Origin of the sequence: Phnomibacter sp., assembly GCF_036803085.1 — a bacterium.
Classification (GTDB): domain Bacteria; phylum Bacteroidota; class Bacteroidia; order Chitinophagales; family Chitinophagaceae; genus Phnomibacter.
Window position 1 is genome coordinate 349,763 of the sequence record NZ_DAIRUZ010000003.1, and the last position, 11,176, is coordinate 360,938.

Here is an 11,176-nt window from a genome sequence, read left to right on the forward strand (position 1 = left end):
GCGGTGGTTTTCATAAGCAAGCTATTTGGTGGTTTTGAAAATAACAACGGAGTTGCCGTTGATGGTATACTTAAAAGGAGAAGCCAGTTGCATGGCTTCCAGTGCCTGTGCCACGGTTTCATTTTCAAAGCGGCCGGTAAAGCGCATTTTTTCTAATTGCTGATGGGCAAACACGATTTCGATGCCATACCAGCGTTCCATTTTATCGGCTACTTCTCTAAAAGATTCATCGGCAAAAGCCAAAGTATTGTTTACCCAGGCTGTTTCTACAGGAAAAGTTTCATCTGGCTTTACCACCAGTTGTTTCATCACCGGTATTTGCACGGCAGGTGCTACGCGGTTTTGCTTTTGCATGGCATTGGCAACTGTGGCGGCGTTGGTTTGGTTGATGCCCCCATCGTCGGTCACTACCAGCTTATCGCTTGGCTTAAGAAAATAAGTTTTATCGGGGCTGCTGTTCAGCGTTACTTCTACTTTGCCGTGCAGCAGGCTGGTTTCCGAACGGGTTTCGTTGGGGTAAGCCCTTACATTGAATACCGTACCGGTTACTTTAATCTTGATTTTGGAAGTATGGATGTAAAATGGAACCTCTTTGTTGGGCTTTACATCAAAATAGGCCTCACCGCTGAGGGTTACATCGCGGCTGCTTACGCCAAAGTCGTTGCCATAGGTAAGCTTGCTATCGGCATTGAGCCAAACCTGAGTACCATCGGGCAGTACCACTTTGCTGCGGGAGCCCGGCCGGGTAGATACCTGATTGGCCTTGGCCATGGCGGGTTCTTCCAACACATGACCAGCAGGCGAATTACTAAACCAAACCGCGGCGATGATTGCGGCGGCGGCGGCAGTGGCGGCTATCCAGGTAGCAGGCCTGCGCAACCAACGAACCGGGGCCGCAGCGGTAGCAACGGGTTCTTCGGCTTCTTGTACCGGCCATTCAAAGTCATATCCTTGCGATTGAATTTTTGCTGCCAGTTGGCTAAAGTCGCTATCTGTTGGGGTAGAAATTTCTGAAGGGGTTACCCAGACTGTTTCGAGTGCCGCCAATTCATCGTACAGCTCAGGCTTGCTGCTGAGCAGCTCGTTGAGCTCACGGGTTTCAACATCAGTTGCTTCTCCCGTTAGTTTTTTGGCATAAAGGAACCAGATTCGGTTTTCCATAGGTCAGGCAATGTGGGTATAGACAAGACTTTCGGCTCAATCCCCCAAAGACGGCAAAATTTTTTTGAAAAAAAACAGGTTGCTTCAAATGTGCGGCCCACTACTCCTGCTCATGCAGGCTTTTTCACTGTTTTGGTACGGGCAGGTGCAAACTGGCGGAGTGCCACACCAATTTTTCTTACGGCAATAGCCAGCTGATTCTCCACTGTCTTGGGCTGTAGGTGCAATAACTCGGCTACTTCTTTTTGCTTAAGCCCGTCTTCTTTTACCAGCTTAAAAATGATTTTGCATTGGGTGGGCAGCTCTTCTACCGCCCAGGCTATTTGTTGTTGCAGCTCCGCCGTCATCATAAGCTGGGCGGGGCTGGCATTAAAAGCGGCTATTTCTACCTGCAAGTCATCCATTTGCAAGGTTTGATGCTTTCTATCTACACGAAGGTAGTTGAGGCTCACATTGCGGGTGGCTATGTAGAGGTAGAGTTTCAGGTTCTGGATGTGATCGAGGGTTTTACGCTTTTGCCACACTCTTACAAAAACATCGGATACAACTTCTTCTGCAGCTTCTTTTTGCAGGCAAATGGTTTTGGCAAACTGTACCAGCTTCGGCTGTAGGCGCAAAAACAGTTCTTTGTAGGCCTGTTGGTCTTCAAAGGCTGCAATTTTATGCTGCAGTTCAGAAAGATGAAGGTGCTCGTACATTCGTTCGCAATCGTTGCCGTAAAAATAGCTGCATTCTGCACATTCGTACACTTGATTTATATCAGGTTTTGCTCACAGCTGGTGCATTGCTTTGTTTCTTGCTTTATAACTAACTGTTATTGAGCAGTTTGCAATTGCAACATTTTTTTAAAATCTTTTTTTAACAGGCTAACTGCTTGCAGGTCAATAAGCTTTTTCCTCGTGCATTTACCAGCCAAACTACCGATTGGGAACCGTTTCTTACCATCCAATGCAGCTCCCTTTCGCAGGCAAGGCGTATTGAAAAGCACATCAAAAACCAAAAAAGCAGCCGATACATCCGCCACCTCGCTGCTTACCCCGAAATGATACAGAATCTGCTACTCCGCTTTCCGTAAATCTCCTACATTTGCCGCCGCAGAATCATCACTGCCAGGACTCTTAGCTCATCCCGATAGCTATCGGGAGGTTAGAGCGGCTGACTCACCCTTCTCAAATTACCCACTCATTTTCTTTATGGCTGTTGTCTACATTCTCTTCAGCCCTTCCATACAAAAATTTTATACCGGCAGTTCCGAATATCCCAACGAGGTGCGGCTTCAGGAGCATCTCAAAAAAATATTTCCTGGTGCATTTACCAGCCAAACTACCGATTGGGAAACGTTTCTCGCCATCCAATGCAACTCCGTTTCGCAGGCAAGGCGTATCGAAAAACACATCAAAAACCAAAAAAGCAGCCGATACATCCGCCACCTGGCAGCTTACCCTGAAATGATACAGAATCTGCTGCGCCGCTTTCCGTAAATCTCCTACATTTGCCGCCGCAGAATCATCACTGCCAGGACTCTTAGCTCAGGTGGTTAGAGCGGCTGACTCATAATCAGCGGGTCGGGGGTTCAAGTCCCTCAGAGTCCACCACCAATACGAAAGCAGTTGGCTACCAGCACAGCGGGGCAACTGCTTTTTTATTATAAGTAAGAAATAATAACCAACAACAGGCGCAGGCCGCCGGAGTTTTATTGTTGAAAGTTTGCCCGCTACCCGGGATATTTGCACTGCATTTTGCAACAGGGTAGCCCGTTCTTTTAACGAATAGTTTTGGCCCCCCCTGCTACCTTAGCCACCTTTAATAATAGTTATGCGGATTCTGACCGTTCTTTTAGCCCTTTTGTGTACACAAGCAGCTACGGCACAAACCTCGCCAGCTGATTCTGCAGCCAAAGCAAAAGCTGCTGCCAAAAAAAAGTTTGACTACAACAAACTCAATTTAAAAAACCGGGCCAACGACCATTTTATGTTTCAGGCCGGTTACGATGGCTGGGCCGGCAAGCCCGACAGCATTCAAACCTCCGGCTTTAGCCGCCACCTGAATGTGTATGTAATGATGGATATGCCTTTTAAAACAAACCCGCAGTGGAGCGTTGGCATTGGCGCAGGTATTGGTAGCAGCAATATGTTTTTCGAAAAAACAGATATCCGCCTTACCAGCACTGCTACATCTAAAACGGCGGCCTTCAGAAACGTGGCAGATACCAACCACTTTAAAAAGTACAAACTCACCAATGTGTGGGCCGAAGCACCGGTAGAATTGCGCTGGGTAAAAAACCCGGCCAACCCAAACAAGAGTTTGAAAATAGCCATTGGTGCTAAAGTAGGTACCATGATTAGCGGTTACACCAAGGGTAAAAATCTGCAGTCAGCCTCGGGCAACTCTGTGTATGGCAATAAATACAGCATGAAACTGAAAGAACGTGCTTTTTTCAACAGCACCCGCCTGGCAGGAACCCTTCGGGTGGGTTACGGTGCTCTCAGCTTGTATGGTGCTTTTCAGGTTACCGGTTTGTTTAAAGAAGGTGCCGGCCCCGAAGTATATCCATACAGTGTGGGCATTTGCATTGCAGGCTTGTAATTTCTTTCCCTCCAATATCTTATTCGGAAATAAAACCTTGCCTCACGGTAAGGTTTTATTTTTGCCATCTTATACCATCGTATTTTGATAGAAAAGAAACAAATACAGGAAGCTGAAACCGCCATTTTGGTGGGCCTCATTCATCAGCACCAAACAGAAACGCAAACCAAAGAGTACCTGGATGAGTTGGCTTTTTTGGCCGAAACAGCCGGGGCAAAAGCCATTAAGCGTTTTTGGCAAAAGCTGCCCCACCCCGATAAGGCCACATTTGTAGGCAAGGGCAAGCTGGAAGAAATAGGCACGTACGCCAAACTCAAAGGCGCCGACCTCCTCATTTTTGACGATGAACTAAGCGGCTCACAAATCAGCAATATTGAAAAAGCAACCGGTGTAAAAACCATTGACCGCAGCGATTTGATCCTCGACATTTTTGCCCGCAGGGCCAAAACCGCCCAAGCCCGTGCTCAGGTAGAACTGGCCCAATACCAATATCTGCTGCCCCGACTGCGTGGTATGTGGAAACACCTCGAAAGGCAAGGGGGTGGCATTGGAACACGTGGACCCGGTGAAACAGAAATTGAAACGGACCGTCGTATTGTGCGGGACAAAATTTCGCTGCTCAAAAACAAACTGAAAGAATACGATAAGCAGGCATTTACCCAACGCAAAGAACGGGGTGAATTTATACGCGTAGCATTGGTAGGCTATACCAACGTGGGCAAAAGCACCATTATGAACCTGCTGAGTAAAAGCGAAGTATTTGCTGAAAACAAACTCTTTGCTACTCTCGATACCACTACCCGAAAAGTAGTGTTTGAAAACACGCCGTTTCTACTCAGCGATACCGTTGGTTTCATTCGCAAACTGCCGCACCACCTGGTAGAAAGTTTTAAGAGCACCCTCGATGAAGTGCGGGAAGCCGATGTGCTGCTGCATGTGGTAGATGTGGGTCATCCGCAATATGAAGACCAATACAATGTGGTAAACAAAACCCTGCAGGATTTGAATGCCCACGACAAGCCAGTCATCACAGTTTTCAACAAGCTGGACCTCTACGAGAAAAATACCTTTGACGAGTGGCTGGATGATGAAATAAAGCAACAGCTGCTGAAAGATCTCGAAGCCCGCTGGCAACGTGAAACGCATTACAACGCAGTATTTATAGCTGCCTTGGAAAAAAGAAACGTTGAAGGGTTGCGTAAATCTATTCTCGATAAAGTACGGCATCACTACGCTGTCCGTTATCCGTACAAAACCAACTTTTACTAAGCTGTATTTGCTTCAGCAAACAAGGCTGATAATCCGGTTTTATTTTTATCGTTGCTCATGAGCACACTATTGGTTTGTACCAGGTGCAGCCAGCATGTTTTTTGCGCAGCATGTTGCTGTAGCAGTTGCATCATTTGAGCAATCGTAACATCGTAGCCAGCCACCAGCAGCAATGCAGTGTCGTTATCACTGGCATCATCTTTCCAATGAATGGGTATCAACTGTTCGTTGATACGTAAAAACAATGGCTTTGCTACCATAGGTGGCCAGCCAATGGCATGCCACACCACCGTGGCAGGCACTTCTTGCTGAGTCAATTTTTTACCCAATATTCTTCCCACCGCACTGATGCCAGCACGTGTGCTGATGCCCAAATACAACAAACTCCGATACAAGAAAGCGCCACTGCCCTGAAAATGCTTTTGCACAAACAACTGCATAGCCTGATAAAACACCCGCACATAGTTCATGCTTCCTTTGGCGGTACTTTCTCCTTTGAAATGAATGATAGCGGCATCGGCAAAGTAAGCATTGTAAAAACCGGCTTGTTTGATGCGGTAGCTCAGGTCAATGTCTTCGCCATACATGAAGAATTTTTCATCGAACCCGCCTATCGCATCGAGCACAGATTTACGCACCAGCATATAAGCGCCGGCCAACACATCTACTTCGGCAGTTGTGTGCTGTGGCAAATGCCCCATGTAGTAGCGGGCAAAGCGTGGCGATGTTGGAAAGAGTTTGTACAAACCCAGCTGCTTGTACAAGCTGGTAGCCGGCGATGGAAAGCCTCGTTTTGACTCTGGCAAAAAACGACCGGCACCATCCAGCATTTGAATGCCCAGCCCGCCACAGCGTGGATGTACCTGCATATACGCAACAGATGTTGACAGCGCATCTTCTGCCACAATGGTATCGGGATTGAGAAAGAGTACATACTCACCTTTGCAGCGCCACAAAGCATCGTTATTGGCACAGGCAAAACCAATGTTGTGTGCTTTGGCAATAAACGTTACTTCCGGAAAAAGCGGCTGCAGGTAAGCTACACTGCCATCATCGCTGTTGTTGTCTACCACAAAAATTTCGGCTTGCAGGTGTTTGGTAGCCAGCCGTAGCGAAGCCAGGCATTGCTCTGCAAACAACCGCACTTTGTAGTTGACGATGATGATACTCAGTTGCATACGAAATGTAGGCAGCAAGGTTAGTTAATTATACGCAATTGCCCCCTGCTGTGGCAAGGATACCTGCGGCAATACGTTTACTTTTGCCCCCATGTTAGCACAAGTACTGAAAGAAGCTGTGACTGCCGGAGCAGCACAATTAACATATTACTTCAACAATCCGGAACTGAAGACAGCGTATAAAGAAGGTGGCGTAAACGATCTGGTAACCGAAGCCGATCATGCTGCAGACAAAGCGATTATTGAAGTGATTCGGTCTTATTACCCCGACCATTTTATTTTGAGTGAAGAAACGGGCAATGTAGCTACCGACAGCGAATACAAATGGATCATTGACCCAATTGATGGCACCATCAATTTTGCGCAGGGCATTCCGCTTTGCTGTGTGAGCATTGGTCTCGAAAAAAATGGTGAAATGATGATGGGTGCAGTATATGCACCCATCCTGAATGAATTCTTTTTTGCAGAAAAAGGAAAAGGCGCCACGCTGAACGATAGCCCCATTCATGTGAGCAGCAGAAAGGACGTACTGCATGCCTGTTTGGTTACAGGTTTTCCTTACACGTATATCAACGATGCCAACGGACCGCTTGAATGTTTTGAACGTTTTATTCGCAGAGGTATACCGGTGCGCCGCCTCGGTAGTGCGGCTATTGATTTGTGCTGGGTGGCAGCTGGCCGGTTCGATGGTTTTTACGAACACAAACTCAATGCCTGGGACAGTGCAGCAGGCTGGCTGATAGTTGAAGAAGCCGGTGGTAAAGTCACCAATATGGAAGGAGAAACATACAATCCCTATAAGCCCCGCATTGTAGCCACAAATGGCATTATTCACGATGAATTGCTGCAATGGTTGAAAGGCAATGTACCTGCGTAAGGACGAAGTGAGAAGTACGAAGTAGGAGGTAGGAGATACGAAGTGGGATACCATTTGTAACTTGGTGACATTTCAGTATTCAAAACACACACTATGCCAGCTACAAACCTCATTCAAAGGATGTTTCAATATGCCGTTGATGTTGCACAACTTACCCAAGCACTCCCCTACACAGCAATCAATAAAGTATATAATGCTCAAATCATAAGGTGTTCTTCGTCAGTGTATGCAAATTACAGGGCTGCTCAAAGGGCGAAGTCATCAGCAGATTTTATACATAAACTAAAAATAGTAGAAGAAGAATGCGATGAAACAATCGGCTTTTTGACTTTGTTGAAATCATTCAATCCAACAATGGTAACCCGCATCAACGAATTGATTCAAGAAGGTGACGAACTGCTACGCATTATAGTAGCTTCTATCAACAGCATGAGAAAAAAAATATCCAATCAAAAATAATCCCACATAAAATTTCAAATGATGAAGACAAGTAATCAAGTGTAACCACTTCGTACTTCGTACCTCGTCATTCTAACCTATAGTAATATGGAACGAACAGAAGTAAATACACTCGGTGAATTTGGTTTGATTGACCACCTCACCCGCAACAACGAAACCAAGCAAGCTTCAACACTGCTGAGTGTGGGCGATGATGCCGCCGTGATTGATCACTTTGGCAAGCAAACGGTCATCAGTACCGACCTGTTGGTTGAGGGTGTGCATTTTGATTTGATGTACACACCGCTCAAACACCTCGGCTACAAAAGCATCGTGGTTAATCTGAGTGATATTTATGCTATGAATGCCACGCCTACACATGTTACCGTAAGCATTGCCTTCAGCAATCGCTTTAGTGTAGAAGCACTCGATGAATTGTACGAAGGCATGTATGCTGCCTGCGAAAAATACAATGTAGACCTCATTGGCGGCGATACTTCCACGTCACCCAAAGGTTTGGTGATAAGTGTAACCGCTGTAGGCGAAGTAACGCCCAACGAATTTGTGACGAGAAGTGGTGCTAAAAAAGGCGACCTCATTTGCGTAAGCGGCTGCCTCGGTGGTGCATACCTTGGCCTTACCCTATTGGAGCGGGAGAAGAAGATTTTTCTGGAAAGCCCCGGTGTGCAACCCGACCTTGAAAACGAAGCCTACATCGTTGGTAAGCTCCTGAAGCCTGAAGCAAGAAAAGATGTGATAGAATGGCTGGCCGAAAACAACATTAAGCCTACCAGCATGATGGATGTAAGCGATGGCCTGAGCAGTGAAGTATTGCACATTTGCAAACAAAGCCAATGCGGTGCAGTACTGTACGAAGAAAAAATACCGGTACACAACGATGCCCGTCAGTTTGCATACAAACTGGAACTTGACCCAACCGCTTGTGCACTAAGCGGTGGCGAAGACTACGAATTACTCTTCACCATTGACCAAAGTGATTATGAAAAAATGGTGCTGAACGAAGAAGTGAGTGTAATTGGTTACATCACCGAGCCGGAGAAAAAACCAACCATCATTACTAAGGGCGGCAACACCTACGATTTGATTGCGCAGGGTTGGCAGCATCAATAATTCAGGTTCACTTTTATTGTATACATCTACATGCGTTCCTATCGTTGGATTATCATCGCATTCACAGTGGTGGCCAGTATCTACTGGACCAAAACCTTGCTCATTGACGGGCAGGATGAAGTCAGCATTTACGACTTTCCTAAACAACTGGAAGAAGAACGCAGCTCATGCATTGTGTATCCCGTTGATGGCACATCGATGGAGATATATGCACTAACGAAAACTGCAGCCGAAGAAGACCGGTTGTATTTAATGGCCAAAGACATTGACGTAACCATTCCTCCCAGGTATCATGTACTGAAAGACAGTGGTTATGTATTGCAAGTGTTTGGCCAATACTATCACGGCAAAGGCATACCTGCACAGTATATGTATGTGCAGCCCAAGCCACCCCGGCTGCGGGTGTTTCTGTACGATTCTGTTGCGTTGATTCGTCAATAATTAATGCAGTACCGACGATAGAAATGCCTTGGTAGCAGCGGTTACATCTGCCGCTCCATCCAGTGATTTGATGAAAGCACTACCAATGATGGCACCATTGCTGTATGCTGCAGCTGCTTCAAAGCTGGCCTTGTCTTTTACGCCAAAACCTACCAGCACGGGATTGCGCAACTGATACGATTGCAAACGCTGCAAATATTCCTGCACCGGCGAAAAGGCTTTATCGCCGCCGGTGGTGGAAGAGGAAGAAACGGCATACAAAAAGCCACTGCTCAGGCTATCCAGTTTTTTGATGCGTTCTTCCGATGTTTCGGGTGTTACCAGGAAAATAAAATCGAGGCCATATTGTTTGATGATGGCACCATATTCCGTTTCAAATTCGTACTCCGGCAAATCAGGCAAAATCAATCCATCTACACCCACTGCTGCGGCATCCGCACAAAACTTTTCGAAGCCATACTGCAATACCGGATTCATGTAGCCCATCAAAATGACTGGAACGGACACGGAGCTACGCAGGTCCTTCAGCTGGGCAAAAAGTGTTTCAATGGTCATACCGTTGGCAATGGCAATGCTGCTGCTGTGCTGTATCACCGGGCCATCGGCCAATGGATCGCTGTAGGGCATGCCGAGCTCAATGAGGTCGGCACCATTGGCTTCCAAAGCCTGCATGATGGTAAGGGTATCATTCAGATTGGGATAACCAGCGGTTACGTATACGTTGAGTACGTTGTGTTGCTTGCGTTGGAAGAGAGAATCTATTCTGCTCATGATTTCATTTTTTACCACAGAGGAAATAGAGTTCTCACGGAGTAGCACTGTGTTCCTCTGTGAACACCTCCGATTCCTCTGTGGTTTGTATCAATTACATGTGGTTCATATACGTTGCCAAATCTTTATCGCCGCGGCCACTCAGGCAAATCACCAACACGTCTGTGGCCGACAATTGCAGTTGATCAATCACCGCAAACGCATGAGCGGTTTCCAGTGCGGGGATAATGCCTTCTGTTTTAGCCACATGAAACGCCGCTGCCAAAGCTTGCTTATCGGTAGCACTCAGGAAGATGCCGCGATTGGTATCGAAAAGGTTGGCATGCATGGGGCCGATGCCGGGATAATCGAGGCCGGCTGAAATGCTGTGTGGTTCTACCACTTGCCCATCGGCGGTTTGCATCAACAGGCTTTTGCTGCCATGCAAAATACCGGTTGTACCGAGTGCAGTAGTGGCAGCACTCATGCCTGAGTTTACACCATGACCCGCAGCTTCTACTGCTACAATTTTTACAGCTGGTTCATCAACAAAATGATAGAAGGCGCCTGCAGCATTGCTACCACCACCTACACAGGCCATTACATGCGTAGGCAGTTCGCTACCAGTTTTGGCTTTCAGTTGCTGGCGTATTTCTTCGCTGATGACGCTTTGAAAACGAGCTACCATATCGGGGTAAGGATGTGGTCCTACCACACTGCCAATGATGTAATGCGTATCGTTGGGATTGTTGATCCAGTCGCGGATGGCTTCGTTGGTGGCATCTTTCAGCGTTTTGCTGCCAGATGTAGCGGGTACTACTTTAGCACCGAGCATTTTCATGCGGGCCACGTTGGGTGCCTGACGTTCGATGTCTTTTTCGCCCATGTACACAATGCATTCCAACCCTTTGAGGGCACACACAGTGGCGGTGGCTACGCCATGCTGACCGGCGCCGGTTTCGGCAATGATGCGCTTTTTGCCCAGCCGCTGTGCCAGCAAAATCTGGCCCACGGTATTGTTGATTTTATGTGCCCCGGTGTGGCACAAATCTTCCCGCTTGAGGTAGATAGTTGCGCCAAATTCTTTGCTCAGGCGTTCGGCCAAAAACAAAGGCGTAGGACGGCCCACATAATCACGAAGCAGTTGCTGAAATTCTTTTTGAAATGCTACCTCGTACATAATATCGAGGTAGCGGGTACGCAGCTCTTCCACATTGCGGTGCAGCATTTCGGGAATGTATGCACCACCAAACTTGCCGTAGTACCCCTGCGCATTGGGTTGTTTGTATGAAGTTGTCATCGTTATTTTATTTTTACCACGGAGGAAGCGGAGGTATTCACAGAG

General features: G+C 47.1%; 12 protein-coding genes and 1 tRNA gene. 8 read left to right on the forward strand and 5 right to left on the reverse strand.

Annotated features, from left to right (window positions below; genetic code table 11):
* Positions 1 to 21 precede the first annotated feature (21 nt).
* The gene (locus V7Q13_RS08480; RefSeq protein WP_333800252.1) at positions 22 to 1,161 is read right to left on the reverse strand and encodes a FecR family protein; all 1,140 of its coding nucleotides are present in this window, start codon (positions 1,159 to 1,161) and stop codon (positions 22 to 24) included.
* Between the two features lie 110 nt (positions 1,162 to 1,271).
* Positions 1,272 to 1,859, reverse strand: a complete 588-nt coding sequence (locus tag V7Q13_RS08485; protein WP_333800253.1) for an RNA polymerase sigma-70 factor — start codon at positions 1,857 to 1,859, stop codon at positions 1,272 to 1,274.
* A gap of 495 nt (positions 1,860 to 2,354) precedes the next feature.
* Between V7Q13_RS08485 and V7Q13_RS08490 the strand changes: the two genes are divergently transcribed.
* The 4 genes from V7Q13_RS08490 (at position 2,355) to hflX (ending at position 5,016) form a co-directional block, all read left to right on the forward strand.
* A complete protein-coding gene (locus tag V7Q13_RS08490) occupies positions 2,355 to 2,642 on the forward strand; it encodes a GIY-YIG nuclease family protein (RefSeq protein ID WP_333800254.1) in 288 nt (95 codons plus the stop codon).
* Positions 2,643 to 2,679: 37 nt separating this feature from the next.
* A tRNA-Ile gene (locus V7Q13_RS08495) sits at positions 2,680 to 2,756 on the forward strand.
* Positions 2,757 to 3,006: 250 nt separating this feature from the next.
* On the forward strand, positions 3,007 to 3,747 hold the full coding sequence (locus V7Q13_RS08500; RefSeq protein WP_333800255.1) for an outer membrane beta-barrel protein: 741 nt from the start codon (positions 3,007 to 3,009) through the stop codon (positions 3,745 to 3,747).
* Between the two features lie 84 nt (positions 3,748 to 3,831).
* The gene (gene hflX, locus V7Q13_RS08505; RefSeq protein WP_333800256.1) at positions 3,832 to 5,016 is read left to right on the forward strand and encodes a GTPase HflX; all 1,185 of its coding nucleotides are present in this window, start codon (positions 3,832 to 3,834) and stop codon (positions 5,014 to 5,016) included.
* On the opposite strand, the gene V7Q13_RS08510 is transcribed toward hflX, so the two are convergent.
* Positions 5,013 to 6,194 carry a glycosyltransferase family 2 protein gene (locus V7Q13_RS08510; protein ID WP_333800257.1) on the reverse strand — a complete coding sequence of 394 codons (1,182 nt, stop codon included), beginning with the start codon at positions 6,192 to 6,194 and terminating at the stop codon, positions 5,013 to 5,015. The two genes, hflX and V7Q13_RS08510, sit on opposite strands and share 4 nt — an antisense overlap.
* A 91-nt stretch (positions 6,195 to 6,285) precedes the next feature.
* On the opposite strand from V7Q13_RS08510, the gene V7Q13_RS08515 reads away from it, so the two are divergent.
* From V7Q13_RS08515 to V7Q13_RS08530, 4 genes are all read left to right on the forward strand, one after another.
* Entirely contained in the window at positions 6,286 to 7,071 is a 786-nt protein-coding gene (locus V7Q13_RS08515) for an inositol monophosphatase family protein (protein ID WP_333800258.1), read from the forward strand.
* Positions 7,072 to 7,164: 93 nt separating this feature from the next.
* Positions 7,165 to 7,530 (forward strand): four helix bundle protein, encoded by a 366-nt coding sequence (locus V7Q13_RS08520; protein WP_333800259.1) that lies wholly within the window; start codon positions 7,165 to 7,167, stop codon positions 7,528 to 7,530.
* An 87-nt stretch (positions 7,531 to 7,617) separates the two neighbouring features.
* Positions 7,618 to 8,640 carry a thiamine-phosphate kinase gene (gene thiL, locus V7Q13_RS08525; protein WP_333800260.1) on the forward strand — a complete coding sequence of 341 codons (1,023 nt, stop codon included), beginning with the start codon at positions 7,618 to 7,620 and terminating at the stop codon, positions 8,638 to 8,640.
* Positions 8,641 to 8,670: 30 nt separating this feature from the next.
* Positions 8,671 to 9,081 (forward strand): hypothetical protein, encoded by a 411-nt coding sequence (locus V7Q13_RS08530; protein WP_333800261.1) that lies wholly within the window; start codon positions 8,671 to 8,673, stop codon positions 9,079 to 9,081.
* Here V7Q13_RS08530 and trpA read toward each other — a convergent pair whose 3' ends face one another.
* Positions 9,082 to 9,852, reverse strand: coding sequence for a tryptophan synthase subunit alpha (gene trpA, locus V7Q13_RS08535; RefSeq protein ID WP_333800262.1), 771 nt, complete (start codon positions 9,850 to 9,852; stop codon positions 9,082 to 9,084).
* A 94-nt stretch (positions 9,853 to 9,946) separates the two neighbouring features.
* Positions 9,947 to 11,131 (reverse strand): tryptophan synthase subunit beta, encoded by a 1,185-nt coding sequence (gene trpB / locus V7Q13_RS08540; protein WP_333800263.1) that lies wholly within the window; start codon positions 11,129 to 11,131, stop codon positions 9,947 to 9,949.
* Positions 11,132 to 11,176 lie beyond the last annotated feature (45 nt).